24 protein-coding genes and 1 tRNA gene are annotated in these 26,417 nt (G+C 41.2%); 16 read left to right on the forward strand and 9 right to left on the reverse strand.

Going from position 1 to position 26,417, the window contains the following annotated elements:
* Window positions 1–75: 75 nt before the first annotated feature.
* The 4 genes from tuf (at window position 76) to nusG (ending at window position 2,346) form a co-directional block, all read left to right on the forward strand.
* Window positions 76–1,263 (forward strand): elongation factor Tu, encoded by a 1,188-nt coding sequence (gene tuf / locus PIECOFPK_RS06205; RefSeq protein ID WP_409966752.1) that lies wholly within the window; start codon window positions 76–78, stop codon window positions 1,261–1,263.
* Window positions 1,264–1,412: 149 nt separating this feature from the next.
* A tRNA-Trp gene (locus PIECOFPK_RS06210) sits at window positions 1,413–1,486 on the forward strand.
* Window positions 1,487–1,555: 69 nt separating this feature from the next.
* A complete protein-coding gene (secE, locus tag PIECOFPK_RS06215) occupies window positions 1,556–1,753 on the forward strand; it encodes a preprotein translocase subunit SecE (RefSeq protein WP_330973548.1) in 198 nt (65 codons plus the stop codon).
* 2 nt (window positions 1,754–1,755) lie between these two features.
* Window positions 1,756–2,346 carry a transcription termination/antitermination protein NusG gene (nusG, locus tag PIECOFPK_RS06220; RefSeq protein ID WP_330973549.1) on the forward strand — a complete coding sequence of 197 codons (591 nt, stop codon included), beginning with the start codon at window positions 1,756–1,758 and terminating at the stop codon, window positions 2,344–2,346.
* 94 nt (window positions 2,347–2,440) lie between these two features.
* On the opposite strand, the gene PIECOFPK_RS06225 is transcribed toward nusG, so the two are convergent.
* Entirely contained in the window at window positions 2,441–3,637 is a 1,197-nt protein-coding gene (locus tag PIECOFPK_RS06225; protein ID WP_330973550.1) for a hypothetical protein, read from the reverse strand.
* 25 nt (window positions 3,638–3,662) lie between these two features.
* Window positions 3,663–5,471 carry a murein L,D-transpeptidase gene (locus PIECOFPK_RS06230; RefSeq protein WP_409966753.1) on the reverse strand — a complete coding sequence of 603 codons (1,809 nt, stop codon included), beginning with the start codon at window positions 5,469–5,471 and terminating at the stop codon, window positions 3,663–3,665.
* A gap of 213 nt (window positions 5,472–5,684) precedes the next feature.
* On the opposite strand from PIECOFPK_RS06230, the gene atpD reads away from it, so the two are divergent.
* The 6 genes from atpD to PIECOFPK_RS06260 all read left to right on the forward strand — a co-directional run bounded on the left by atpD (window position 5,685) and on the right by PIECOFPK_RS06260 (window position 12,719).
* On the forward strand, window positions 5,685–7,181 hold the full coding sequence (atpD, locus tag PIECOFPK_RS06235; protein WP_330973552.1) for a F0F1 ATP synthase subunit beta: 1,497 nt from the start codon (window positions 5,685–5,687) through the stop codon (window positions 7,179–7,181).
* A 57-nt stretch (window positions 7,182–7,238) separates the two neighbouring features.
* Complete coding sequence (atpC, locus tag PIECOFPK_RS06240; protein ID WP_330973553.1) at window positions 7,239–7,496, forward strand: ATP synthase F1 subunit epsilon; 258 nt, start codon at window positions 7,239–7,241, stop codon at window positions 7,494–7,496.
* Window positions 7,497–7,741: 245 nt separating this feature from the next.
* On the forward strand, window positions 7,742–9,100 hold the full coding sequence (locus tag PIECOFPK_RS06245) for a Gfo/Idh/MocA family protein (RefSeq protein WP_330973554.1): 1,359 nt from the start codon (window positions 7,742–7,744) through the stop codon (window positions 9,098–9,100).
* A 103-nt stretch (window positions 9,101–9,203) separates the two neighbouring features.
* Window positions 9,204–9,902, forward strand: coding sequence for a DUF1080 domain-containing protein (locus PIECOFPK_RS06250; protein WP_409966754.1), 699 nt, complete (start codon window positions 9,204–9,206; stop codon window positions 9,900–9,902).
* A gap of 10 nt (window positions 9,903–9,912) precedes the next feature.
* On the forward strand, window positions 9,913–10,677 hold the full coding sequence (locus PIECOFPK_RS06255; protein ID WP_330973556.1) for an SIMPL domain-containing protein: 765 nt from the start codon (window positions 9,913–9,915) through the stop codon (window positions 10,675–10,677).
* 83 nt (window positions 10,678–10,760) lie between these two features.
* A complete protein-coding gene (locus PIECOFPK_RS06260) occupies window positions 10,761–12,719 on the forward strand; it encodes a menaquinone biosynthesis decarboxylase (RefSeq protein ID WP_330973557.1) in 1,959 nt (652 codons plus the stop codon).
* A gap of 59 nt (window positions 12,720–12,778) precedes the next feature.
* On the opposite strand, the gene PIECOFPK_RS06265 is transcribed toward PIECOFPK_RS06260, so the two are convergent.
* The 7 genes from PIECOFPK_RS06265 to PIECOFPK_RS06295 all read right to left on the reverse strand — a co-directional run bounded on the left by PIECOFPK_RS06265 (window position 12,779) and on the right by PIECOFPK_RS06295 (window position 18,802).
* Window positions 12,779–13,351, reverse strand: a complete 573-nt coding sequence (locus PIECOFPK_RS06265; protein WP_330973558.1) for a hypothetical protein — start codon at window positions 13,349–13,351, stop codon at window positions 12,779–12,781.
* Between the two features lie 96 nt (window positions 13,352–13,447).
* On the reverse strand, window positions 13,448–13,891 hold the full coding sequence (locus tag PIECOFPK_RS06270; RefSeq protein ID WP_330973559.1) for a hypothetical protein: 444 nt from the start codon (window positions 13,889–13,891) through the stop codon (window positions 13,448–13,450).
* Window positions 13,892–14,064: 173 nt separating this feature from the next.
* A complete protein-coding gene (locus PIECOFPK_RS06275) occupies window positions 14,065–14,880 on the reverse strand; it encodes a M48 family metallopeptidase (RefSeq protein ID WP_409966755.1) in 816 nt (271 codons plus the stop codon).
* Between the two features lie 93 nt (window positions 14,881–14,973).
* A complete protein-coding gene (gene plsY, locus PIECOFPK_RS06280; RefSeq protein WP_330973561.1) occupies window positions 14,974–15,624 on the reverse strand; it encodes a glycerol-3-phosphate 1-O-acyltransferase PlsY in 651 nt (216 codons plus the stop codon).
* Window positions 15,625–15,702: 78 nt separating this feature from the next.
* The gene (prmA, locus tag PIECOFPK_RS06285; protein WP_409966756.1) at window positions 15,703–16,512 is read right to left on the reverse strand and encodes a 50S ribosomal protein L11 methyltransferase; all 810 of its coding nucleotides are present in this window, start codon (window positions 16,510–16,512) and stop codon (window positions 15,703–15,705) included.
* A 20-nt stretch (window positions 16,513–16,532) separates the two neighbouring features.
* Window positions 16,533–17,789, reverse strand: coding sequence for a DUF445 domain-containing protein (locus tag PIECOFPK_RS06290; protein WP_409966757.1), 1,257 nt, complete (start codon window positions 17,787–17,789; stop codon window positions 16,533–16,535).
* Window positions 17,790–17,815: 26 nt separating this feature from the next.
* Window positions 17,816–18,802 carry a YpdA family putative bacillithiol disulfide reductase gene (locus tag PIECOFPK_RS06295; RefSeq protein ID WP_330973564.1) on the reverse strand — a complete coding sequence of 329 codons (987 nt, stop codon included), beginning with the start codon at window positions 18,800–18,802 and terminating at the stop codon, window positions 17,816–17,818.
* A gap of 107 nt (window positions 18,803–18,909) precedes the next feature.
* On the opposite strand from PIECOFPK_RS06295, the gene PIECOFPK_RS06300 reads away from it, so the two are divergent.
* The 6 genes from PIECOFPK_RS06300 (at window position 18,910) to PIECOFPK_RS06325 (ending at window position 26,412) form a co-directional block, all read left to right on the forward strand.
* Window positions 18,910–19,899, forward strand: coding sequence for a pyruvate dehydrogenase complex E1 component subunit beta (locus PIECOFPK_RS06300; RefSeq protein ID WP_330973565.1), 990 nt, complete (start codon window positions 18,910–18,912; stop codon window positions 19,897–19,899).
* 167 nt (window positions 19,900–20,066) lie between these two features.
* Complete coding sequence (locus PIECOFPK_RS06305) at window positions 20,067–21,257, forward strand: sigma-54-dependent transcriptional regulator (protein ID WP_330973566.1); 1,191 nt, start codon at window positions 20,067–20,069, stop codon at window positions 21,255–21,257.
* A 169-nt stretch (window positions 21,258–21,426) separates the two neighbouring features.
* A complete protein-coding gene (locus PIECOFPK_RS06310) occupies window positions 21,427–23,100 on the forward strand; it encodes a TldD/PmbA family protein (protein ID WP_409966758.1) in 1,674 nt (557 codons plus the stop codon).
* Window positions 23,101–23,146: 46 nt separating this feature from the next.
* Entirely contained in the window at window positions 23,147–24,820 is a 1,674-nt protein-coding gene (locus PIECOFPK_RS06315) for a metallopeptidase TldD-related protein (protein WP_409966759.1), read from the forward strand.
* Between the two features lie 411 nt (window positions 24,821–25,231).
* A complete protein-coding gene (locus PIECOFPK_RS06320) occupies window positions 25,232–25,825 on the forward strand; it encodes a LemA family protein (protein ID WP_330973569.1) in 594 nt (197 codons plus the stop codon).
* A 2-nt stretch (window positions 25,826–25,827) separates the two neighbouring features.
* Window positions 25,828–26,412: a LemA family protein gene (locus tag PIECOFPK_RS06325; protein WP_330973570.1), complete on the forward strand. Its 585-nt coding sequence runs from the start codon at window positions 25,828–25,830 to the stop codon at window positions 26,410–26,412.
* Window positions 26,413–26,417: the final 5 nt, after the last annotated feature.

Consider the following 26,417-nt stretch of genomic DNA (forward strand, 5'->3'; position numbering starts at 1 on the left):
TAATGTATTAATTTGCTCCCGAAAATATTTTCGGGAAAACTCATAAATACAAAAACAACTTTAAAACAGATAACAATGTCAAAAGAGACCTTTAAGAGGGAGAAACCCCACGTTAACATTGGTACTATTGGTCACGTTGACCATGGTAAAACTACTTTGACCGCAGCTATTACTTCTATCCTTTCTAAACAAGGATTAGCTGAGGCAAGAAAATATGATGATATTGACGGAGCTCCTGAAGAAAAAGAAAGAGGTATTACTATCAATACCGCTCACGTGGAATATCAAACAGCTACTCGTCACTATGCACACGTGGATTGTCCCGGTCACGCTGACTACGTGAAAAATATGATTACTGGTGCTGCTCAAATGGATGGTGCTATCCTGGTTGTGGCTGCTACCGATGGTCCTATGCCTCAAACAAAAGAGCACATTCTGCTGGCTGCACAAGTAGGTGTACCTAAAATGGTGGTGTTCTTGAATAAAGTGGATTTGGTGGATGATCCTGAACTGTTGGATCTGGTGGAAATGGAAATCCGTGAAGAACTGAACAAACGTAACTTCGACGGGGATAACACTCCTATCATTAAAGGTTCTGCAACCGGTGCTTTGGCTGGTGAAGAAAAATGGGTTAACGCCATTAACGAACTGATGGATGCAGTAGATAACTGGATTCCTCTGCCTCCTCGTCCGGTTGACTTACCGTTCCTGATGTCTGTAGAAGACGTATTCTCTATCACTGGTCGTGGTACTGTAGCTACAGGACGTATCGAAAGAGGTCGAGTTAAAGTGGGTGATCCTGTTGAAATCGTAGGTTTGATGGAAAAACCGCTGACTTCTACAGTAACTGGTGTGGAAATGTTCCGTAAAATCTTGGAAGAAGGTGAAGCTGGTGATAACGCAGGTCTGCTGCTGCGCGGTATCGAGAAAACTCAGATCCGTCGTGGTATGGTAATCTGTAAACCAGGCTCTATCACTCCGCATACAGAATTCAAAGCTGAAGTATACGTACTGAGCAAAGACGAAGGTGGTCGTCACACTCCGTTCTTCAACAAGTATCGTCCTCAGTTCTACTTCCGTACAACTGACGTAACCGGTGAAGTTGCTCTTCCTGAAGGAACTGAAATGGTTATGCCTGGTGATAACACTTCTATCACAGTTAAACTGATCCAGCCTATTGCGATGGAAAAAGGTCTGAAATTCGCTATCCGCGAAGGTGGACGTACAGTAGGTGCTGGTCAAGTAACTGAGATCATTAAGTAATCAGAGCCCCCATTTCCCTATAAAGGGAGTATTTGGGCAGGTTTGAAATAAATTTGCAAAGTACTTGGGGTATCTCCAGGTACTTTGTTTTTAAAAGAAAGCTCTTTTTATAATAAAATATTGTCAAGCTTTTAAAGCTTGACATTTATACGGGTATAGTTCAATGGTAGAATAGCGGTCTCCAAAACCGTTGATCAGGGTTCGAATCCTTGTACCCGTGCCACAAATTCATATATTTACTTCGTACCTTTGCAGAGACGGAGTAGGGTGTATGAATTTTAATCCCTAAGCGATGAGCAAATTTGGAAATTATATAAAGAACAGCTACAAAGAGCTGGCTGAAAAGGTAACTTGGCCCACTTGGGCACAGTTACAGCAATCTACCATGATTGTACTGGTGGCCACAATTATTATCACCCTGATTGTGTGGGTAATGGATTTTATTGCGGGCGGTGGCCTAAATTTATTGTACAAAATTTTATATAGCTAACAATGGAAGGAAATACTGTTGGAAATACTGCTGCGGAAACTCCACAACAAGATACCAAATGGTATGTGTTGCGTGTGGTGAGCGGTAAGGAGCGCAAGGTGAAAGAGTATCTTGATAAAGAGATTGCGCGCAGTCCTTTTAGCAATGTAGTAAAACAGGTGTTTCTTCCTGTAGAAAAAGTATATAAAGTGCAGAACGGGAAGAAAGTGATGAGGGAGCGTAACTACTACCCCGGATATGTAATGATCGAAGTGGTGGATGGAAAGATGAGCGATGATTTAAGGGATATGGTAGTAGGTACTAACAGTGTTATCCATTTTCTCGGAAAAGAAAACCCTATTGCATTAAGAAAGGCAGAGGTAAATAAAATGCTTGGCCGCATGGATGAAATGAATGAGGCCGGCGGCGTTAATATGGTAGAGCCTTACATTGTAGGCGAAACTATTAAGATTGTGGAGGGACCGTTTAACGACTTCAATGGCGTGATTGAAGAAGTGAATGACGAGAAGAAAAAGCTAAAAGTGATTGTAAAAATATTTGGCCGCTCTACTCCTGTAGAACTGAACTACATGCAAGTAGAAAAAATTATTTAATTCATACTCATCAAAGAATATTAAAACCATTCCGAGAATTCGGAATGGTTTTTTGTTTGTATGCTTGAATGATTCTAAAAATACACTTTTATATTTAGTGTAGAATAGGGTGCGGTTTAAATTCTTTTTCCCTATCGAACAAAAATCTGTATGTTGTTAGTTTACGAGTGCGTTGTGTACCCAGTGATTCTGCTACATTAATCATTTTGGGATTAAACTCGCCAATCCATTGCATTTCGTATTTGTCGTAGATAGGTTTGCCCACAATGTATTGTCCGTTTTCTATCTTCAGTCTTTGCATCAGCTTACAGCCTTCTACGATTAGATAGGCATCCACGCCTTTACCTTGAAATTCCGGTACTATACCAAATACAAGCCCTACGAATTTGGTGCAGCGTTTTGTTTTCTTATACCATAAGAATTTCAGTTTGTCCAGCAATCCAAATTTTCCATTCAGATATTTGAACCATTGGTTCAGGTCGGGCAGATTAATCCATATACCAATAGGTTCGCTCTTGTAATAGGCAATCCAGCTGATTCGTTCATCCATTACGGCTTTCATAGATTGAAACATTTTAAGCACAGTACGCTCTTCAATTTGCTTCATGCCACCATGACCTGCCCATGCTTTGTTGTAAACAACGGTAAAATCTTTTGCGTACTTAGCCAGATTGCTGATTTTGATATTATCTGCAGAAAAATTAGGGTCTTTAGATATAGCAGCATGGCGCTCATAGAATTTTTCATGCAGACGGTTTTTAACTTGTAGTCCGAAGCAGATTTGATTAAAAAAAGGCTTGAATCCGTAGGTCTCGAAGAGATTTTTATAATAAGGTTGATTATAGTTCATTCGGTAAAGAGGTGGTTCAAAACCTTCCACCAGTAAACCCCACCAAGTATCTCTTTCACCAAAATTGATAGGTCCGTCCATTGCTTCCATACCTTTTTCGGTTAGCCAGTTTTTGGCAATATCAAAAAGCATATTGGCCGCCTCCTGATTATTAATACAATCGAAAAACCCGATACCCCCTACAGGAATATCGTCGCCTTTGTTTTTATATTTCTTATTGACAAATGCTGCTATGCGGCCAATTAAATTGCCCTGATTGTCCTTTAAAATCCATCGCTTAGCTTCCCCAAAGCGAAAAGCTTTGTTCTTTTCCTTATCAAAAACATCATAGATATCTTTATCTAAAGGGCGGATATAATTAGGATCTTCTCTGTTGATAAGAACATTTACCTGAATAAACTCTTTTACCTGTGCCGGTGTAGTAACTTCAATCAGATTCATTTTGCAAAAATAGGGAGCCGCGTCATCATATGGTCGAGTCGGCAATATTCTTCGTCTTTTTTAGGGTATCCTCCATTTTTATGGTTGAGTCTCTGCGCAGAGTTCGATTCAGAGAATCTTTTCTTTGTTGTTCTTTTAGTTTTGCCATGTCTTTCGCGCGTTGCAAACTATCTGCAATCGCTTTTTTGCGTGTATAGCTCGTGCCTACACTGTTCAGGAACATTTTCTGAGCAACAATAGCGTCGTGTCCGTAAATGTCTTCTCGAAAATTCAATACACTACTATCATTCACCCAAGCGGTGAAGTAAGTAATCAGCACGGGTACAGGATTTTTTACCTTTACGTATTTTTCTTTATAAGTGCGCATCAAACTGTCCACCTTCTTTGTATTGTACCTAACGGAGTCATCTAAAATATACACAGCCAACTTAGTAGGTTCTTTCAGACGGATACAGCCGTGACTGAAGCTTCTTTTATCGCGATTAAAAAGGCTTTTAGCCGGCGAGTCGTGGAAATAGATATTATAGCTATTGGGAAACAGAAATTTTACTAATCCCAAAGAGTTCCAAGGGCCAGGTTTTTGCCTTACCTGACCTTTTACAATTTCCATATGATGTTTTTGCAAGTAAGCAGCACTAGGCTTACCGTTCATCTCGTTTTTAACGATGCTTGGAGGGACGTTCCAATAAGGGCTAAACACGATAGTGCTGAGTCTTCCGGTGAAGACAGTAGTGTTATTACCTTCTTTACCCACCACTACGTCCATATTCCACGCGGGTTTGCCATTCTCGTAAACGTGAAGACGAAATTCTGGTATATTGACCATAATGGAGCGGCCATATTCTTTTTTAGTATCACTCGGTAGCCAGCGCATACGTTCCATGTTGATAAGAATTTGCTGTATACGTTCTTCTACAGGAACGTTTACGTCTTTTAGGAAGGTTTGTCCGGCAGTCCCGTCGGGCTTATAGCCATAAGTCTTTTTTATGGCATTTACGGCGGTTACCAGTTCGTCGTCATATACATTTGTTATAGCACTATCGGGTGTGTCGAGAAAACCCTCGGCTTTTAAGCGTTTTTTGAGCATCCCTACGGCGATGTCTGTATAACCTTTTTTCATTACCTCTACTTTGCTGTTCACTATTGGCCATCCACCGCTGTCTTTAATGCGCTTGTACTTGATAAGCTGATTGCGAAGTTTAATGTACTGCGGATTATGCGGAGCATATTCATCAGCATATTGTCCGCTATGGCTTAGCGCGGAGTCCAGCATGGCCTCCAGCGTAAGTTTCTTTTTAGGTATGTACCATTCCAAAGATTTTATATTGAAAGTGGGATCGTCTGCATAGGCATGATCGGCATATATATAAAAGTATTTGGTAAGTAACACTTCGAGATTTTGGTATAAAGAGTCGTTTTTGGGCCTGACATTACCGGCGGTAATCAATTTTTCCATTTTTTCTGTAACCCAGGAATCATATACCGCTGAATCTTTGGAATAGTTAAGATAGTTTTTAAGTAAATTCCAGAAGGAGATTGTATGCTCAGGTAGGCCTTCCTCTGAAAACCAAGCATATTGGTAATTGCGGCTATTGTAAAAGCTTCTTATCCGATTGGTAAGTGTATCACCCAGGTCAAGCTGATGTAAAATATCTTTTACCACAAAACTGTCAATAAAAAGCGAATTGAAAGCATTGGTGGTGTCTATAGTAACATCTACTTTGGTTACTGGCTTTTCTTCTTTGACTGTTTTTTCTTTTTTAGACGATGATTGGCAGGAGAGAACCCCTAATGTAGCAGTTAGTACAATTCCAAGCAGTAGCTTAATATTCATGGACACTTAAAACTTAGCGTAAAAATAAGGGGAATTGCTACAGAAACAATAGGTATTAGTATATTTTATTATAGATAATGTGTGCAGAAGATGATTTTACCGGGCAGAAGGGGGCAACTTATATTTAATGTGAATAATTTATAACGGTTCTGCAAAATAATCCACTTAGAAACCTTACTTTTGCACCCACAAAATAACCACACTAATTAAAATATGGCAAAGGTTGGTAAAATTAAGCAAGTTATCGGAGCCGTAATTGATGTGCAATTCGACGATTCGCTCCCCGAAATTTATAATGCGTTAGAACTTACAAAAGATAATGGCGACACGCTGGTACTGGAAGTACAGCAGCACCTAGGTGAAGATACTGTTCGTACTATTGCGATGGATGGAACAGAAGGCTTGGTGCGTGGTACAGAAGTACGCGATACCGGAAGACCTATTACTATGCCTACCGGTGATAAAATTAAAGGTCGCTTGTTTAACGTAACCGGAGATCCGATTGATGGACTTCCAGCGGTACCAAAAGAAAATGGGCGCCCTATACATGCCATGCCGCCTGCATTTGAGAATCTGAGTACCACTGCGGAAGTATTATATACAGGTATTAAAGTAATCGACCTGATTGAGCCATATGCGAAAGGTGGTAAGATCGGTTTGTTCGGTGGTGCTGGTGTGGGTAAAACAGTATTGATTCAAGAGCTGATTAATAATATTGCTAAAGCCTATTCTGGTCTTTCAGTATTTGCCGGTGTGGGTGAAAGAACCCGTGAAGGTAATGACTTAATGCGTGAAATGATCGAGGCCGGTATTATGAAATATGGTGAGGACTTTAAGAAGAGCTTGGAAGAAGGTGGCTGGGATCTGAGCAAAGTAAATTTTGAAGAATTGTCTGATTCTAAAGCAACCTTCGTATTCGGACAAATGAACGAACCTCCGGGAGCTCGTGCTCGTGTTGCTTTGAGTGGTCTGACTATTGCCGAGTATTTCCGTGATGGTGATGGCGAAGGAAAAGGAAGAGACATTCTGTTCTTCGTGGATAACATTTTCCGTTTCACTCAGGCGGGCTCTGAGGTATCGGCCCTGTTAGGTCGTATGCCATCTGCTGTGGGTTATCAACCAACCTTGGCTACAGAAATGGGATTGATGCAGGAGCGAATCACTTCTACTAAAAATGGTTCTATTACATCGGTACAGGCGGTATACGTACCAGCGGATGACCTTACCGACCCTGCGCCAGCAACAACCTTTGCTCACCTGGATGCAACAACCGTATTAAGCCGTAAAATTGCCGACTTAGGTATTTACCCGGCTGTGGATCCTCTGGATTCTACTTCTCGTATCCTTACTCCTCAAATTGTGGGTGAAGCACACTACAATTGTGCCAACAGAGTGAAAAGTATTTTGCAGCGCTATAAAGAACTTCAAGATATTATTGCGATCTTGGGTATGGATGAACTGAGCGATGAGGATAAAATGATTGTTGCTCGTGCTCGTAAAGTACAGCGTTTCCTTTCTCAGCCGTTCCATGTAGCGGAGGCATTTACCGGATTGAAAGGGGTGCTAGTACCTATCGACGAGACTATCCGTGGTTTTAATATGATCATGGATGGTGAAGTGGATGAATATCCTGAGGCTGCGTTTAACCTCGTAGGTACTATCGATGAGGCTATCGAAAAAGGTAAAAAATTATTATCCGGCAACGCTTAATATACCGGCTAATAAAAGAGGTATCCGAAACATTCATTGAATTAGTGATTCTTAAAGATGAAACTGAATATATTAACCCCGGAAGGTAGCATTTACAGTGGCGATGCATATGGAGTGCAGCTGCCCGGTGTAACCGGTTCTTTTGAGGTGTTGGATAAGCACGCTCCTTTGATAGCAGCGCTTACCAAAGGTAGGCTAAAAGTGCTGGAAGGTTCGCTCAATGGTACTGCCACATATTATGATATACAAGGAGGATTTGTAGAAGTATTAAATAATAATGTGACAGTTTTGGTGGAAGGCGCTAATAAAGTGTAATTCTATCTTACCGAAAGTTTTTTAAAAAGCCGGCTGATGCATATCAGTCGGCTTTTTAGTTATTTGTTGTATGCTGAGCTATATTGTTTGGAGATGGAAGCCATAGACTGGTAGGTAAGAAATTGTATATGAAAGCTACCGATCTATCGTTTATTTACGATTAATTCTTAATTTTAGTTGATTTTGCTTTCATTATATTTGAAAAGCGTAGCATTTTCTTTCATTAATAAAATTCATTTAAAATTATGAGCGCAAGCAAAGAACACGCACGTCGATCCTTCCTCAAAAAACTGGTATTGTCCTCCGGTGCGCTGGCGGCAAGCCGATATCTGAGTGCCTCTTCAACCGAAACAAGAAAAATAATTGGTCTTACACGTAATCAAACTTTTGCAGCCAATGATAATGTAAATGTAGCCCTCATAGGGGCAGGGAGCATGGGTGTAAACGACATGAATACAGCGCTCATGGTACCCGGAGTAAAGATTGTTGCCGTTTGCGATTTGTACACAGGCCGACTGGAAAGTGCCAAAAAAAGATGGGGCAATGATCTCTTTATAACTAAAAGTTATAAAGAAGTTTTAAATCGCAAGGATGTTGATGCTGTCATCATTGCCACACCGGATCACTGGCATAAACAAATATCGATTGATGCTATGAATGCCGGGAAACATGTGTATTGCGAAAAGCCTATGGTGCACTCCATAGATGAAGGACCTGAAGTGATTGCTGCACAAAAGAAAACCGGAAAAGTGTTTGAAGTGGGAAGTCAGGGAGTATCTTCTCTAGGAAATGAAAAAGCTAAAGAGCTGCTGAAACAGGGCGCTATTGGAGAATTGAATTATGCCGAAGGTTTCTGGGCACGCCGTGATCCTGTTGCTGTATGGCAATATCCTATTCCAGAAGACGCTTCGGAACAAACCGTGGATTGGGAAACTTATATAAGCAATACTACAAAACGCCCCTTTGATCCACTGCGTTTCTTCCGCTGGAGAAATTATAATGATTATGGAACCGGTATGGCCGGCGATTTGTACGTGCACCTATTCTCTAGTTTGCATTTTATTACTGATTCCTTAGGACCGGAGAGAGTGTATTCTACCGGTGGCTTACGCTTCTGGCATGATGGTCGTGAATGTCCTGATGTGCAACTAGGCGCTTTTGATTATCCTAAAACGGATAAGCATCCGGCATTTAATCTTTCATTGCGTTGCAACTTTGTTGACGGCACGAGTGGCACTACCTTCCTGCGGCTGGTAGGAAGCGAAGGGGCTATGGATGTGACTTGGGATGATGTAACGCTCAAGCGAAACAATTATTCCGATTCCGGAGATCCCTTCCTGAAAAAACAGAAAAAAAGTAATGCCAACGAACCACGTAAACGTATTCTACCCCCTTCTGTTATGACTTATAAGGCAGAAGAAGGATACAAAGGTGGTCCCTACGATCATATGGTAAACTTTTTCACCGCTATTCGTAATAATACTTCGGTTGTGGAGGATGCCGTATTCGGCTTCAGAGCTGCCGCTCCAGCATTATTATGTAATGACAGCCTGCGTGAGAAACGACCTATACAGTGGGATCCGGTGAAGATGAAAAGAGTCTAACTCAGTCTAACATCACATTAGTGATAGTGAATCAGTTGCGGTGGCTGCAGCGAAAACTCAGTACCGCAACTTTTTTATAATTTGAAAGATTTGTAAATTGTATATGAAAACAAAATCATTGTTATTAAACTTGCTTTTTGCAATTATATTATTTTCCTGTTCTCCTAAAGTCTCTAAAACCGGAAAATGGGAAGTTCTTTTTGATGGTAAAACCCTTAATGGATGGCATGGCTATAATAAAGGGAATGCGCCCATTACGAACTGGACAATCATAGATGGAGCATTGGTATGTCTAGGAGCAGCAAAGCATGATACCGGTGGAGATATTGTAACCGATAAACGATATGAGAACTTCGAGCTGGAATGGGAATGGAAGATAGATAAAGGAAGTAACAGTGGTGTGATGTATCATGTTATTGAAGACAAAAAATACAAAGGACCCTATGAAACGGGACCGGAGTATCAGATTATAGATGATGTAAATTATCCGGGCAAGCTGGAAGAATGGCAACAAACTGGAGCTGACTATGCCATGCATGTGGCAGGGCCTAATAAAAAATTAAAGCCTGTAGGAGAGTGGAACCACAGTAAAATTATATTTAATAAAGGTAAAGTAGAGCACTGGCTAAATGGTGAGAAGATAGTAGCATTTGAAGCTTGGACCGAGGAATGGTATCATAAAAAGAACACGGGCAAATGGAAGGATTATCCTGATTATGGTATAGCTAAAAAAGGACATATAGCCCTACAGGATCACGGTAATAAAGCCTACTTCAAAAATATCAAAATAAGGCAGTTGTAAAATCTTTTATATGGACACACCTTCTGGCACAAGAAGTTTTTGGGGTTTAAATTTTATAGGAACTGCATTAATAGCTCTAGCCATTGTTATAGGAGCTCTTGCTATTGCCGGTGCATACAAGTACAAGTTTAAGACAAGTCAGACCATAAAAGTTACAGGCAGTGCGGGAACAGATTTTACTAGCGATTTGATAGTGTGGAACGGTAGTTATAGCCGTAATGCCTATGATTTAAAGGGCGCTTATGCTTTGATAAAAAAGGATGAAGAAAACGTTAAAAATTATCTGATAAGCAAAGGCATTAAGCCGGAAGAAATGATTTTTTCTTCAATAAAAATTGATCGTCAGTTTGAATATCAATACAGTGATGAGGGAAAGGTTACAGGTTATCGTTTTACCGGGTACAACCTTACACAAAATATAAAAGTAGAGTCCAGCGATGTTGCTAAAGTAGAAGCCATGGCAAGGGAGATCACAGGTCTTATCGAAACAGGAATCGAACTTAACTCTCCCGAACCCTTATATTTCTATACAAAACTTGCCGACCTCAAGCTCGATTTGCTGGATAAAGCTGCTGAAGATGCTCGGAAGCGCGCTGAAATTATCGCTAAGAATACCAATGGCACTATTACGGGCGTTAGCAAGGCTACCATGGGGGTATTTCAGATTACGGGGCAGAACAGCAATGAAGATTATAGTTATGGCGGCGCCTTCAATACTACATCCAAAAATAAAACAGCCAGTATTACTGTAACCCTTGAATGTAGCGTAAAATAAATTACTACAGATTTATCATTTTATTGCCACTGTATTATTTTAACTTGCGCGCGTACATCGTTAATAGTAATTAAACTATCGCCATGGCATATAGAAATCTGCAGGAATTTATTAGAGTATTGGAAAAAGAAGGGGAACTCATCAGAATCAAAACTTATGTCGATCCTCACCTGGAAATGGCAGAGATAACAGACAGGATGAGTAAGGAACCGGGAGGAGGAAAAGCATTGCTATTTGAAAATACAGGTTATGATTTTCCAGTACTCATGAATGCCTATGGCAGTGAGAAGCGCATGTGTTTGGCATTGGGAGTAAAGCATTTGGATGATGTGGCCCGCGATATTGAGGACTTGTTTAAGTTATTGTCCTCGCCAAAAGAAAATATTCTTGATAAGCTGAAGTTATTGCCCAAGCTGAGTGAGTTTGCCTCTTGGATGCCCAAGGTGAGGAAGGGCAGGGGCGAATGTCAAGAAGTGATTCTTACGGAGAGACCATTACCTACCGGCGAAAGATGGATGGGGCTTCCCGATCTTACCCGTCTGCCTGTAATTACTTGTTGGCCGCAGGATGGAGGACCTTTTATCACACTGCCTATTATCAATACTAAGGAGCCTCATACCGGCGTGCGAAATGTGGGTATGTATCGTATGCAGGTTTTTGGACCGCAGCTTACGGCAATGCACTGGCACAAGCATAAGGTTTCTGCGAAGCATTTTAATGAGTATAAAAAGCTAGGCAAAAAAATGCCTGTAGCAGTTGCGTTGGGAGGCGATCCCGTATATGCTTATTCGGCTACAGCACCGCTACCCGAAAATGTTGATGAATACATGCTGGCCGGTTTTCTACGTAAGAAAAAAGTGGAACTGGTAAAATGTATTACCCAGCCCGAAATTGAAGTGCCGGCAGATGCCGATATTGTCATTGAAGGGTATGTAGATCCTAATGAAGAAATGATTTGGGAAGGCCCCTTTGGAGATCATACAGGATATTATTCTTTGCCTGATTGGTATCCCCGATTTCATGTTACTGCTATTACGCATAGAAAAAATGCCGTATATCCGGCGACGATAGTAGGAATCCCTCCTCAGGAGGATGCCTGGTTGGGTAAGGCCACCGAGCGTATATTTTTGGCTCCTATAAAAATGACTTTGGTACCGGAGATTACTGATATGGACATGCCGGTGGAGGGCGTATTTCATAATCTGGTAATTGCAGAAATTAAAAAGGATTATGCCGGCCAAGGCAACAAGGTGATGAATGCCATGTGGGGGGCCGGACAAATGATGTTTAATAAAATCCTAGTTGTTACATCTCAGTCGGGAACGGCCATTACGGATTATAAGAATATTGCGCGAGAAGTGTTCAGAAATTTAAATCCGGCTACCGATATCTATTTCTCTCAAGGTCCTATGGATGTTCTTGATCACAGTTGTAGTAAGCTGGGATTTGGAGGTAAAATGTGTATAGACGGTACTTTCAAATACGACGAGGAGAAAGATGATTCTTATATTGATGTGCCCTCTCCTAAAGCAATTAATATCGAAGCGCTAAAGACAAGTTTTCCGGAAATTAAATATTGTAATAGCAACCTATTACAACACGATATCCCCTGCCTCATAATTTCTGTAGAGAAAAACAGAAGAGGACATATTAAAGAACTGCATGAAGCATTGAGCAAACTGGAAATGCTCAACGGCATTAAAATGATTTTGTATGTGGAGCATACCGTTAATGCAATGGATTTGCCCACTGCATTATGGCGTTTTTGCAATAATCTGGATCCTAAGCGAGATCATTATCTCAACAAGAAGGGTATAGCAGGAAAATACACGGCTATCTTAGGATTGGATGGAACCATTAAAACAAAAGAATGGGATGGTTTTGAAAGAGATTGGCCCAATATTATTGTAGCTGACGATAAAACCATTGCGGCGGTAGATGCTAAATGGGAGCAGTTAGGAATTGGAAAATTTATTCCATCCCCATCCTTAAAGTATAAGGACCAAATGTATGGCGATAAGGCGGTAGCAAGCCTGTCCTAAAAAAATAAAAAAGACGGTGTTGTACAGCACCGTCTTTTATATGGAAGTTATACTAAGCTTTACTTCTTAATATTGTCTCTGATATCTTTTAGTTTCGAAGTAGGTAAGTAAATCTGGAAGCCTAATCCAAGATGTGGTTTAAACGCTACACCATGGGTTCCACCTCCTGTAGTAATATTACCCTTTGCCAATAGTTCCAGAGCAATATTTTCGTTTACAAAGAAAGCCAAACCTGGGCCGAGACCGGCTTCAAATCCGTTGGTAGAGCGTCCCCCACCATTAGTACCTCCCAGACCGGCATTTGCTTCTGCAAAAAGGCGGGTTTGTTTGGGAGTGTTTACTTGTTGTTCTCCGAAATAATAACGGGCCATAGGGCCTACAAAGTAATTGATGGCAGGCCCTCTGCCTCGTCCGGCATCTAGGCCAAAGCTCACCTGTCCACCAATTGCTAAATCATCTTGAATAAACCAGGCAGCTTTCGGTTCAATTTTTAGGTTAAAGCTTTTTTCGTTGGTATTACCTCCTACACTGGCAATATTGCCACCAATGAGGTAATAACCCTTTTGTGTCTGCGCTTGAGAAACAAGACTCGCCACACAAAACCCTGTCAATAATAAAAATACTTTTTTCATAAGAGAGATTTTACGCAAAAGATACAATAACTGTGCCGTATACATAAAAAAAACCCGATATTTAATATAACGGGCTTTATTTTCTATAAAACTGTTTTAGGCCATCTGCACTTGTTTCTTCTTTTCTTTAGCAGCGCTAGCGGTTTTTTGGGCCGACTGGCACTTCTCGAATTTTGTTGCTGTCCAAACATGGTCTAGCTCAACATTTTCAGTACCTACATACCCTTTTTCCGTAAGTTTGGTCCAGCTCCTTTCACGGTTCAGATCGGTTACGATCTTAGAACTTGTTTTAGGATACGCTACCCAAAACTTAGTATCTTCTTTTAATGAGGGCATTACATCACTCAAAATACCATTGAGTTGGTTTTCATTCACAGCAAAAATTAAGGCAAAATCGAGCTTTCTTGCCCTTAACAACGGAGTCATGTTTTTTGCGAATGATAATTTACTAAATTGTTTCTCAATGGAGGAGGGTAAACCCTGAATTAAAAGATTCTTTTCGTCTGCGTACTGTAGTTTTTCGAAAACAGATTGAGTCATAGAACTTGTGGGATTTATTAACAAATACCAGATATCAAGCTATCCGGATTATATATGGGTTTTGAAAATATTTGCAAATTTAACTCAAAACCGCCTTATGAAAGGTATATTTAACAAAAAACCCGTCAGTTTTTTATAACCAACGGGTTTTGTATTATTGTAAAGTATAATATCTATTTACTTACAGGTCTGTAATATTTCATAGCCTCGGGGAGGTATTTTCTAAGCTGCTCAATTCTTCTTTCTGGCCCCGGGTGGGTGCTCAAAAACTCGGGAGTGCCCCCTCCACCGGCGTATGCTTGCATTCTTTCCCACAGTCCAATGGCTTCCTCTGGATTATATCCTGCCATCGCTGCCCAAATCATACCGTAGCGGTCTGCCTCCAACTCCTGTTTTCTGCCAAAAGCCAGTATACCCAGCTGCGAACTCATACCTACCGCCGACCCAAAGATGTTGCGCATAGCTGCCGAAGATTTGTTGGCCATAAAGGCATCCAGAATACTTCCCCCATATTGGGCAGCTATAGCCTGACTCATTCTTTCATTAGTGTGTCCAAAAAGCGCATGCGATACCTCATGTCCCATTACATTGGCTAGGGCCGCTTCATTCTGGGTAATGGGTAATAGTCCGGTATACACTACAATTTTACCGCCAGGCATACACCAGGCATTGGCTTCGTTGCTCTGCACCAATTTAATTTCCCATTGATACCCCTCAAGCTCCTGAGCCATATTATTCTGCTTAAAGAATGTTGTAACGGCATTCACAATTCTTTGTCCTACGCGACTTACCATTTCTGCGTCTCTGTTACTAGAGGTGGCTGGAATAACTTTATTGCTGGAAAGAAAAGATTGATATTCGCCAACAGCCATCTGTTGCAACTGTGACTCGGGGAGCAGTTTGAACTGGCTCCGACCGGTGATGGCATTAGTGGTACATGCCACAACAATAGCTGCAATAGCTATCAAGCCTGCTAATTTCTTTATCATGAATACTGCTTTTAAAACTTGGATGCAATCTTTATACCAAATCAAAGATAATATTGACGGTGCTGGATTTTGTATGGTTGTAAAAAATACTCGTTAGTCTTCGGTATTTCTTTGCCTGCGTCTATCGCGATGTTTGAAAATGGGTACCTTGCTTTCTCCGCCTTTAATAATACGACTAATATTTTTCTGATGGGTAAGAATAACTAGCGATGCTACAGCTACCGCAAACACACGGTACACATGATTTTCTACATTAAAAATAACTAGTATAAATATAGGAAAAGCAATGCTAGCCAAAATAGAACTTAAAGATACAAATCGGGTAAGGTACAAAACCAATAAAAATACGCCGGAGCAGGCCAATGCAGTCCAAGGCGAAATGGCAATTACCAGCCCGAATAAAGTGGCTACACCTTTTCCTCCTTTAAAATCAGCCCATATAGGAAAAATATGTCCTAATACAGCAGCAACGCCTAAGGCGAGTTGCATATTGAGTTCTGCAATTTCAGTATGAAATGGGGGCAATAGAAGAAACAGTTTTACTGCAAGAAAACCTTTTAGCACATCACAAATCATCACAAACGTACCCCAGCGGGGACCCAGTACCCTAAAGGTATTGGTGGCACCTGCATTACCACTACCATAATCTCTAATATCGATGTTGAAAAAGGCCCGGCTCACCCATACCGATGTAGGGATACTTCCAAGACAATAGGCTAAAATGATTAATAATGTTTCCTGCATTATCTGTCCGTTATTTGAGCAATCGAAGAGTAAATATAATATATAATCCCGTATAGGAAAATATACAGGCCATTAAAGTTATAATTTTTTAAAACTCAAACACATCCAGTTACTCTTCTCAGCCTGACCGGACAAAGATAAATGGTTGTTTTTACAACACTGCTCTATTATCGCAATATCTTCTCTAAGGATACCACTTAGTATTAGTAATCCATTGTTATTCAATTGATTACTAAGATGTGAAATATTTTCTAAAAGCACATTTCGGTTAATATTTGCCAAAATAATATCAAAATGCTCGGCCATCATACCGGAGTCGGAGTGCACCAGCCTGATATCCGTTACATTATTAGTTTCGAAGTTTTCGCGGGCATTCTGTATACTCCATTCGTCAATATCGTTGGCGGTTATCTGTTGGGCACCCAACTTAGCTGCCAGAATTGCCAGAATGCCTGTTCCCGTTCCGAAATCAAATACTGTTTTACCCTTAAAGTCTATCTGCTGCATTTGCTGAATCATGAGATAGGTGGTGGCATGATGTCCGGTGCCGAAACTCATTTTGGGTGTAATGATGATTTCATGCTGTACATCAGGAATCGGTGCATGAAAGAAAGCACGTACTCCTACGAAGTTCTCTACAATCACTGGTTCAAAATTGGATTCCCACAGTGCATTCCAGTTTTGAGGTGCAATCTCATTTTCTGTAAAAGTGATATTATGCAATGCTGCCAGAGAGGTAACCGCTTCGCGGTCGTATTTTTCTTTCATAAAAAAGGCATGCAGGTCGGTATCCGTTTCTTCAAAACCTTCGGCTATATCGGCCAATTCTGCAATCAGTAATTCTTTAATAGTGTCGGATATATTGTTAAATGTTATCTGTATATGCATGAAAATAAAAATTAGATAGTTTAACTATTTTGAATAAGTTGTGTAATGGTATAAATCAGCAAGCCTACTAAGCCTCCTACCAGTGTACCATTGATGCGTATAAATTGCAAATCTTTACCCACTTCCAGCTCGAGTTTATTGCTAAGTTCTTTTCCTTGCCAGTTACCCACCGTGTTGCTAATAAGCATTCCTACTTTTGATGCATTTCTTAAAATAGCTTTGTAGATATTATAACGCACCCAGCGATTGATTTTCTCCTGCATTTGTGGGTCTTGTTGCAGGTCTTCCATCATATCTTGGATTGTTTTGCTGAAATAACGTCGAATATGCGAGTCTGTGTTTTCCAGATCCTTGATAATAGCACTCTGGATTTGCTTCCATATAGAGTGGGCATATTGCTGTACTTTATCTCCTTTTAGTATATTTTCTTTAATGCCCTCTAGCTCTTGTTGCCATTTGGGGTTGCTCCGTACATCTTCAATAAAGGCCTGTAGGTGTCCGGTAATATCGCTTTTGATTTTATGGTGGGTATCCTCTTTGATTTCGGCTAGATAGCTCGCCAGCCCACTAGTTATTTTTGCTGCAATTAGATTGTCTACAAATCCCGGGATTAAAAAGTGGCTTTCTTTCTTTACTCTTTCGCGTACCATCTCTTCATTATTGAGTATGTAAACACGCAGCTTCTCGGCCAGGTAGTCCAAAATACGCAGATGATCGCCTCTATCTATAAGAATGCTTAATCCCGATGCAAGCACCTCATTCAATCGAATATCGTTGAGCAGGTCTTTGGATTTGCGGGTAATAAAGCCAGATACCAGTACATCATCGGCGCGGGTAACAATATTTTTTAGAATTTTAGATACTTCTGCTACCAGCAGTTCTGTATTTTTTGCATTCTTAAGCCAGGGGAGGAGCAATGCATTGATGTCTAGCTTTTGGATGTAGGGTCTTACAGTTTCACTGTTTAAAAAATTTGTAACAATAAATCCTCCCAGATTATCTCCAATGCTCTTTTTGCGCGTTTCAATAAGATTGGTGTGAGGAATAGGAATCCCGAGCGGATGGTGAAAAAGTGCTGTTACTGCGAACCAGTCGGCCAAAGCCCCCACCATGGCAGCTTCGGCAAAGGCTCTTACATAGTGCAACCAAGCAAGCTCTTGTCGGTGTAAAACCCACGTCGTTACGGCATATATAACTACCATTAAGATGAATAATCCGGTAGCAATGGCTTTATGCCGGCGAAGTTGTACCGTTTTAATGTTGTTTTCTTGGGTCATGAATCACCGTTTCTGTAAAGGGGAGTTTATGCCGTTTTTTGTTTAGTAGCTATGTCTTTCAGAATTAATACTGCATGTTCTCTGGAGTTTTCGATAAACAATCGGTGTGTGTTCATACCGCCGCAAACTACTCCCGCCAGATACACTCCCGCAACATTGGTTTCATGTGTATCAGGATTGATGGTAGGGGCACGCACTTCATCTTTGCTGAGTTCAATACCGATATCCTCCAGAAATTTCAGGTTGGGCTGATACCCTGTTGCAGCAATAACCCAATCATTTTTAATAGTCACCACACCTTCTGGAGTGTTGATATCCACTTCGTGTTCGCGAATTTCTTTTAAAGTAGCATGAAAATAAGCTTTAATAGAACCTTCCTTAATGCGGTTTTCAATATCGGGTCGTACCCAATATTTTACACGGGAGCCGATTTTGCCTCCCCTTATAACCATAGTAACACGAGCACCTTTGCGGAAAGTTTCTAGAGCGGCATCCACGGCTGAGTTCATCGCTCCTACCACTACTACATCCTGAAAGGCATAAAAATGAGGATCTTTGTAATAGTGCGTCACCTTGCTCAGGTTTTCTCCCGGTATATTCAGCAAATAAGGAATATCATAAAAACCGGTGGCGATGATGATATAGTTGCTAGTATAAGTAGCCTTGGAGGTATGAACGACGAACCTTGGCCCCACAGCCGCAGCTTTCTCAATTTTTAACACTTCTTCAAATAAGTGCGTATTGAGCTGGTAGGTTTGAGCTACCCTTCGGTAGTATTCCAGAGCCTCGTTTCGGGTAGGTTTGGGGTTATTGGATACAAAGGGAACATTGCCAATTTCTAATCGTTCAGAGGTCGAAAAAAAGGTCATATTCACAGGGTAATGATACAGAGAGTTTACCAAGCACCCTTTTTCCAAGATCACGTAATCAATATTATTTTTTTGTGCTTCAATGGCGCAGGCCATGCCTATAGGTCCGCCACCAATAATGATAAGGGGGAAATGAGATTGCATAGCACAAAGATAACAGCATGCTTTTATTAACAATTTTATATTTTATATTGAATATTCTACATTTTACGTTTAAATTTGCCCACTTTAAGAGAAATAACTAATAAAATATGGCAAGAGTAATAGCATTTAGGGAAGCTTTAAGAGAGGCGATGAGTGAGGAAATGAGAAGGGATGAGAGAGTGTTTTTGATGGGGGAGGAAGTGGCTGAGTATAATGGAGCTTATAAAGTGAGCCAGGGCATGCTGGCCGAATTTGGTCCAAAAAGAGTGATTGATACGCCTATCTCTGAATTAGGTTTTGCTGCCGTAGGTGTGGGCGCAGCTCAAAACGGTCTCAGACCTATCGTAGAGTTCATGACTTGGAACTTTGCTGTACTGGCGCTGGACCAGATTCTGAATACCGCTTCGAAAATGCTGGCGATGAGCGGCGGACAGATTTCCTGTCCTATCGTTTTTCGCGGTGGAAATGGTTCGGCCGGACAGTTGGGGGCACAACACAGTACCGCTTTTGAAGCTCTGTATGCCAACATTCCCGGCATTAAAGTGGTATCGCCAAGCAACCCCTACGATGCAAAAGGATTATTAAAACAGGCTATCCGTTACGAAGAAGACCCCGTGATGTTTATGGAAAGTGAGCTGATGTACGGGGATAAAATGGAAGTACCTGAAGAAGAATACTACATCGAGTTAGGTAAGGCCGATATAAAAAGAGAAGGCACCGATGTTACTATCATTTCCTACAACAAGATGATGAAAGTAGCGTTGGGTGCAGCAGCTGAACTGGAAAAAGAAGGTATCAGCGCCGAAGTGATTGATTTGCGTACCATTCGTCCGCTGGATATTCCTACTATAATTAACAGCATTAAGAAAACGAATCGATTGGTGATTGTAGAAGAACAATGGCCTTTTGGTTCTGTTTCTTCAGAAATATCTTACAATGTTCAGAAAGATGCATTCGATTATCTGGATGCACCTATTCGTCGTATTACTGCTGCCGACGCACCATTGCACTATGCACCTAACTTGGTAGCTGCCGCATTGCCTAGCGTGGAACGCACGGTAAAGCTGGTGAAGGAAGTAATGTATTTGAAAAAATAATTAACAAACCCTCAAGCGGGTTTTAAAGAAACAAAGATGCGCATGCAACAAAGCTTTAAAACCCGCTTTTATGTGCTGCCTTGTCGGTTGCTGTTCTTTGTGCAGAGTAGAGAGCGGTGTGAGCTCCGAAAACATTAAACGTAAACACTTAAATTCCGGTATATATAGTGCCTCACAGAACAAAAACAGATAACGGCCACACAATATTAGTCATCGATGATGAAGCAGCTATCAGAAAAACACTGGTAGAAATCCTTTCTTACGAAGGCTACAAAACCCATGAGGCTGCTGATGGCGAACAGGGGCTAAAAATTCTTAAAGAAAACAATAAGTTTGATGCCATTTTGTGCGATATCAAAATGCCCAAAATGGATGGGATTGAATTCCTCAACAAAGTGATGGAATTCGCCCCGGATATCCCCGTTATCATGATTTCCGGTCACGGAACTATCGAAACGGCTGTGGAGGCGGTGAAAAAAGGAGCTTTTGACTTTATCTCCAAACCCCCGGATTTAAACCGCCTGCTGATTACCATCAAAAACGCTCTGGACAAAAAGAATCTGGTTACCGAAACCAAAGTACTTCGAAAAAAAATTTCGGGTGTTCAGGAAATTATCGGCGACTCAGAACCTATCCGCAAAATCAAGGAAACTATAGAAAAAGTTGCTCCCACTGAAGCACGTGTATTGATTACCGGCGAAAACGGTGTAGGTAAAGAGCTGGTTGCCCGTTGGCTACACGAAAAAAGCCATCGATGCAATCAACCACTGGTGGAAGTAAACTGTGCAGCGATTCCTACAGACCTTATCGAGTCCGAACTTTTTGGTCACGAGAAGGGTTCCTTTACCTCTGCAGTAAAGCAGCGTATCGGAAAGTTTGAACAGGCTAATGGCGGTACGCTTTTTCTGGACGAAATAGGCGACATGAGCCTGAGCGCACAGGCCAAAGTACTCCGTGCCCTGCAGGAAGGAAAAATTACAAGGGTAGGTGCCGATAAGGATATCAACGTAGATGTACGCGTAATTGCTGCCACCAATAAAGACTTATTAAAAGAGGTTGAAGAGAAAAACTTCAGGTTGGATTTATACCACCGTTTAAGCGTGATCCTAATTCATGTACCATCTTTAAATGAACGGCGCGATGATATTCCACAGCTTGTCGACAAGTTCCTTGAGGACATTTGCTCCGACTACGGTATTGCGAAAAAAAGCATCGATAATGCCGCTATGAAGCTATTGAAGGAATACAACTGGACCGGAAATATTCGCGAATTGCGCAACGTTGTAGAACGTCTGGTAATTCTTAGTGGTAAAACCATCACTGCCGACGATGTGCAGAATTATGTAAATCCCAAATAATCGCTCTTATTGGTATCAGCTGGGGAACCTATAGCATCGTATTTGCGACGCTCCGTTCAACTGTAGTGCATATAGCAGCTTCCTTAATGGTATTCTAATGCTTTAAATATTAGCGAACTATTATGAAAGTTCGCGTGTACTGTTGTGCGTCTGCATTTATCTTTATAATATGATAAAAAGTGCAACCCGTATCTTTCTGCTTGTTGGCGTTATATTGTTCTCTATTACCGGAAACGCCCAGGATAAGCTTTTGCAGATTCTGAAATCAGAACTTCAACGCGAATATGAGCAGTTAAGAAATGCCGATTCCAATGTTTACTACATTAGCTACAGAGTAGATGATATCACTACTTATCGGGTAAGTGCCACTTTCGGTGTAGTGAATGCTATTGATTCCAGTCGTGTGCGTGTATTTACGCCTTCGGTACGATTGGGTACGTATCAGTTGGATAATACGCATAATATGCAGTTTGGCAATACATCGGGCCGGCTAGCTTTGGTAGATGATGAAACATTAATCAAATTGGCTATCTGGAAAAATACCGATGCTGCTTATAAGAATGCAGCTCAGATTTATGAACAGCTGCTTACCAATAAACGTGTAAGAGTAGTAGAAGAAGATACGGCTGCAGATTTCTCGGCCGCTAAGAAAGAAGTTTATTACGACCCTCCGGTGCACTATGCGGCATTAAAACCAGATTTGTTACGTGTTGCCGAAGATCTGAAAGCCATTACGAAGGTATTTAAACAAAATCCGGATTTGCTGACGGGCAGTTGTAATTATGAGTTTAAAATCACGCGCAAATATTTTGTAGATACCGATGGCTCGGAGATTATTGAGAACGCCACAGGGGTATGGCTGTATATTTTTGGTAACACTAAGGCGGATGACGGCATGGAATTGCCATTAACGAAGCTATATTTCGCATTTGAGCCCGCGAGGTTACCTTCGAGAGACAGTATTATTGCGGATGCAGTAATCATCAGTGAAAAGCTTAGCAAGCTGCGTACTGCCCCGCTGGCCGACCCCTATGTAGGACCGGCTATTCTTTCGGGCCGCGCCTCAGGTGTTTTCTTTCATGAAATTTTCGGCCATCGCCTCGAAGGCAAGCGCATGAAGAATGAGCATGATGGCCAAACCTTCAAAAATAAAATTGGCACCGAAGTGCTACCTTCTTTTCTAAGCATTACCATGGACCCCACTGCAAAGCAGGTGAACGGAGTGGATGTAAACGGCTATTATCGTTTCGATGATGAAGGTGTAATGGGACAAAAAGTAGATGTAGTAGAAAATGGTATTCTTAAAAATTTTCTGATGACGCGAACGCCCATCAATGGCGTGTCGGGTAGTAATGGTCATGCCCGTACGGCACCGGGTGGTATTCCCGAAAGCAGACAAAGCAATCTTATTGTTACAGGTAAAACAGATAAAACTGAAGCAGACCTGAGAAGCATGCTCATCGAGGAGTGTAAGAAACAGGGTAAACCTTTCGGTTATTATTTTGCTGATGTGCAGGGGGGCTTTACTAATGTAGGCAGAACAACACCCAATGCGTTTAATGTTATTCCTACGGAGGTGTATCGAGTATATGCAGATGGAAGGCCAGATGAGTTGGTAAGAGGTGTAGACTTGATTGGTACACCGCTTTCTATGTTTATGCGCATTGCCGCCTGCAGTAAGGAAATGGATACCTTCAACGGCTCCTGTGGGGCGGGCTCAGGCTGGGTACCGGTATCGGCATCTTCTCCGGCCATATTTGTAGACCTTATCGAAACACAGAAGAAGAGTAAATCATCCGAGAGGCCGCCGGTATTACCTCGCCCCGACTTGGATCATGAGTAATAACGAAGCTGTATTAGTATTCTGAAAGAAATTATAATTAATGAACATGAAAACGAAGACAGGCTGGATAATGCTGATGTTACTGGTGGCTGTTATGTATGCATCGGCCCAGCCTTTGCAAGATAATTTCTATGTAAAAGTATTGCATGAGGAGCTGCAGCGTAATATTAAAAGACTAAAGTTGCCAGACTTGGAGAGGCCGTTTTTCATTGCGTACAACCTCAGTAATCATTACAACCTGGAGCTAAATGCTGAGCGTGGTATTATTACTTCAACTGTAAGTGAACCCGTAAACAGAAAAGTATTTGCAGTGAAACTACGGGTGGGAGATTATCATCGCAATTTCGATTACATGATTAACGACGTATACTCAGTATTATTACCCCATGAAGAAGATGCTGATGAGTACAGAAGGTTGATATGGCTCGAAACCGATAAAGCATATAAGAATAATGCCCGTCAGTATACTGCCTTTATGTCTTCTTTGAAAAGAGTAAATGTAGATCCTAAGGAGCTGGCCTTGGACGATTTGTCCATCATCACACCACTGACGCAAGATTTTGGTGCAGCAACACCTATCGTAATCGATACCGATAAATGGAAAGAGCGTTTAAAGCGATTATCTACTTTGTTTAATGAACATGCTGATATTACTACATCTTACTGCCGCCTTTCGATGAATAGTGCGGAAGAGTACCTAGTTACCAGCGAAGGAACTACTATTAGAAAACCCAAGGGGCATGTGACTTTTACAGCTTACGGCGCTTTAATGCAGGAAGATGGTAGCAGCATTAGCCACACGTACTCGCTAATTGTAAAGAATATTCATGAGCTTCCATCATTTGACTCACTGGAAACAGCTGTAAAACAACTTATCTCAACCCTGCGCAATAAGCAAAAAGCAAAACCCTTCGAAGGCTCGTATATCGGTCCGGTACTTTTAGAGGGAGATGCTGTTCATGGTATTATTCAAAGTTGCTTTACTTCTAACTTGCAAGTAAAAAGAAAACCTATAATAGGGTATGGTATGCCTGATGTAGACTATGAGGAAAAACTCGGACAGAAACTGGTTGCTTCGGCGCTTACAGTAACTGCTATACCTTCTTTAAAAGTATTTGAAGGCAAAAAAACAACAGGCGCTTATGAAGTAGATAATGAAGGGGTGAGACCTCCAGACTCGCTGGTGCTTATTCAGCATGGTGTGTTGAGATCACTGCTCAATGGGCGTACTCCTACGCATAAGTTTCCGGTTTCTCAGGGATTTTCGGCATCAGTGTTTGGCAGTAATACGTATTCTCCCGGGGTACTACGACTTACTTCCGATAGCATCGCTTCCGCCGATTCTATGAAAAGCCGATTATTGCAACTGGCCAAAGAAGAAGGGCTGCCTTATGCTTACATCATTAAGGGACTTCGCCGTTATGGAAACGATACAGAGATTTATAGGGTTAATGTAGCTACAGGCGAAGAAGAGATGATTAACGAATGTGAAGTACTGCCATTAAATATAAGATCCTTAAGACGATTTATTGTAGCATCGGATAAGACCATGTTAAGGAACTATGCTGATTTAAGTATTATTGCTCCCCAATCGATGATCATCAACGAAGTGGAAATTGAAAAAAGTCGCAATGCTACTAAGCCCAAGCCCTTTATAGTATCCAATCCTTTGTTAGAGCCATCTCCTTCAAAGGCTGTTAAGAAGAAAATAAAGAAATAAAGATGGACTTAAAAGAGTAGGCATAATGCTACATTCTACAGATTAAATATTTGTACCGGAACACTATTTGCTGATGCACAGCAACTCCGTTGCTCTTATTTATTAATCAAAAGATTTTACCACAAATAGTATCGGGAGTAAAGAGTAACTTAACTAGATATTTTGGGTAGCGTAACCGAGTGCTGGTACCTGATGTTTTTAATGTTGATAAATGGTATCAGGGTAAAAATCATGCTCAAACCCATTTAATGAGTGTAAGCAACTGGTGTATATGCTTAGTTTTATTGAAAAACATCCCATTCTTCAAGGCTTTACCGATTCAAAAAACTGTTTTACCGAATATATTAGGAATTCGTCTCCTACATAAATGAATTATGTTAAATTTGTTTTGTTAACATTAAAACCGAAAACATGAAAAAAGGATTAGGACTTATTGTACTGATAGTATTGGTCATCTTTGGCTTTATGGGTTGTAACGGATATAATAGTCTTGTACAACAGGATGAAGCCGTGAAAAAAGCATGGGCAAACGTACAGTCTGATTATCAAAGACGGAATGATTTGGTAGGGAACCTAGTGAATACGGTAAAAGGTGCCGCTAAGTTTGAACAAGAAACATTAACTAGAGTAGTGGAGGCACGTTCCAAAGCTACCTCGGTAAATATCTCTGCTGACCAGCTGACTCCTGAAAATCTGGAAAAATTTCAAGCTGCGCAGGGCGAAGTAAGTAGTGCGCTCAGCAGATTGCTGGCAGTGGTAGAAAGTTATCCTGAGCTAAAGGCTAACCAAAATTTCCTGCAATTGCAGGGACAATTGGAAAGTATCGAAAACGATATTAGAGCTTCTCGTAATGCTTTTAATAGTGCAATAAACGTATATAATACTAAAGTGCGTTCCTTCCCAATGAACATCTTGGGAGGTATCTTTGGTTTTAGAGCAAAAGAACCTTTCAAGGCTGATCCGGGTGCAGATCAAGCTCCAAAAGTTGAGTTTAATTTTGATTAGTGATGCAGCAGAAAAAACTATCGGGTGTACTCTTCGGTGTATTGATTGTATTACTGGTGCTTTACACCGCGGTGGCCTATAATTCTTTGGTAGCGAAAGAGGAAAAAATGGAGCAGATGTGGGCTGAGGTGCAAAACACTTATCAGCGTAGACTCGATCTTACCCCTAATCTTGTCAATACAGTAAAAGGGATATCTGGTTTTGAGCAGGAAACGCTTACCAAAATCGCCGAAGCCCGGAGTAAAGCACTCTCTGTTTCAGTAACAGAGATTAATGCTGATACCTATAAACAGCAGACGCAAGTACAGGATGAACTGGCTATGTATACCAACCGGCTTATTGCTACGGTGGAGAGATATCCGGTACTCAAAGGTACCGATGCGTACAGAGGACTGCAAACCCAACTGGAAGGCAATGAGCGCAGGATAAAGGTAGCGCGTGCAGATTTTAATGCTGCAGTAGCCGATTATAATCAGGCTGTGCGTAGCTTTCCTAAAAACATTGTAGCCAAAATTTTCGGATTTAAGGAAAAGCAAGGTTTTCAGGCCGATGCCGGAGCCGATAAAAATGTTGAAATAAAATTTTAAGCTTT

This window comes from Chitinophagaceae bacterium C216 (assembly GCA_028485475.2).
Classification (GTDB): Bacteria; Bacteroidota; Bacteroidia; order Chitinophagales; family Chitinophagaceae; genus Niabella; species Niabella composti.

What these genes read in the sequence shown, in the direction of transcription:
- PIECOFPK_RS06310 (WP_409966758.1), top strand. Translation starts at nt 21,427, where the DNA reads ATGATAAAAAGTGCAACCCGTATCTTTCTGCTTGTTGGCGTTATATTG.
- PIECOFPK_RS06230 (WP_409966753.1), bottom strand. Translation starts at nt 5,471, where the DNA reads ATGAATATTAAGCTACTGCTTGGAATTGTACTAACTGCTACATTAGGG.
- PIECOFPK_RS06315 (WP_409966759.1), top strand. Translation starts at nt 23,147, where the DNA reads ATGAAAACGAAGACAGGCTGGATAATGCTGATGTTACTGGTGGCTGTT.
- PIECOFPK_RS06250 (WP_409966754.1), top strand. Translation starts at nt 9,204, where the DNA reads ATGAAAACAAAATCATTGTTATTAAACTTGCTTTTTGCAATTATATTA.
- PIECOFPK_RS06290 (WP_409966757.1), bottom strand. Translation starts at nt 17,789, where the DNA reads ATGACCCAAGAAAACAACATTAAAACGGTACAACTTCGCCGGCATAAA.
- tuf (WP_409966752.1), top strand. Translation starts at nt 76, where the DNA reads ATGTCAAAAGAGACCTTTAAGAGGGAGAAACCCCACGTTAACATTGGT.
- PIECOFPK_RS06255 (WP_330973556.1), top strand. Translation starts at nt 9,913, where the DNA reads ATGGACACACCTTCTGGCACAAGAAGTTTTTGGGGTTTAAATTTTATA.
- PIECOFPK_RS06225 (WP_330973550.1), bottom strand. Translation starts at nt 3,637, where the DNA reads ATGAATCTGATTGAAGTTACTACACCGGCACAGGTAAAAGAGTTTATT.
- PIECOFPK_RS06245 (WP_330973554.1), top strand. Translation starts at nt 7,742, where the DNA reads ATGAGCGCAAGCAAAGAACACGCACGTCGATCCTTCCTCAAAAAACTG.
- secE (WP_330973548.1), top strand. Translation starts at nt 1,556, where the DNA reads ATGAGCAAATTTGGAAATTATATAAAGAACAGCTACAAAGAGCTGGCT.
- PIECOFPK_RS06275 (WP_409966755.1), bottom strand. Translation starts at nt 14,880, where the DNA reads ATGATAAAGAAATTAGCAGGCTTGATAGCTATTGCAGCTATTGTTGTG.
- PIECOFPK_RS06265 (WP_330973558.1), bottom strand. Translation starts at nt 13,351, where the DNA reads ATGAAAAAAGTATTTTTATTATTGACAGGGTTTTGTGTGGCGAGTCTT.
- PIECOFPK_RS06295 (WP_330973564.1), bottom strand. Translation starts at nt 18,802, where the DNA reads ATGCAATCTCATTTCCCCCTTATCATTATTGGTGGCGGACCTATAGGC.
- PIECOFPK_RS06325 (WP_330973570.1), top strand. Translation starts at nt 25,828, where the DNA reads ATGCAGCAGAAAAAACTATCGGGTGTACTCTTCGGTGTATTGATTGTA.
- nusG (WP_330973549.1), top strand. Translation starts at nt 1,756, where the DNA reads ATGGAAGGAAATACTGTTGGAAATACTGCTGCGGAAACTCCACAACAA.
- atpC (WP_330973553.1), top strand. Translation starts at nt 7,239, where the DNA reads ATGAAACTGAATATATTAACCCCGGAAGGTAGCATTTACAGTGGCGAT.
- PIECOFPK_RS06270 (WP_330973559.1), bottom strand. Translation starts at nt 13,891, where the DNA reads ATGACTCAATCTGTTTTCGAAAAACTACAGTACGCAGACGAAAAGAAT.
- PIECOFPK_RS06260 (WP_330973557.1), top strand. Translation starts at nt 10,761, where the DNA reads ATGGCATATAGAAATCTGCAGGAATTTATTAGAGTATTGGAAAAAGAA.
- plsY (WP_330973561.1), bottom strand. Translation starts at nt 15,624, where the DNA reads ATGCAGGAAACATTATTAATCATTTTAGCCTATTGTCTTGGAAGTATC.
- prmA (WP_409966756.1), bottom strand. Translation starts at nt 16,512, where the DNA reads ATGCATATACAGATAACATTTAACAATATATCCGACACTATTAAAGAA.
- PIECOFPK_RS06300 (WP_330973565.1), top strand. Translation starts at nt 18,910, where the DNA reads ATGGCAAGAGTAATAGCATTTAGGGAAGCTTTAAGAGAGGCGATGAGT.
- PIECOFPK_RS06320 (WP_330973569.1), top strand. Translation starts at nt 25,232, where the DNA reads ATGAAAAAAGGATTAGGACTTATTGTACTGATAGTATTGGTCATCTTT.
- atpD (WP_330973552.1), top strand. Translation starts at nt 5,685, where the DNA reads ATGGCAAAGGTTGGTAAAATTAAGCAAGTTATCGGAGCCGTAATTGAT.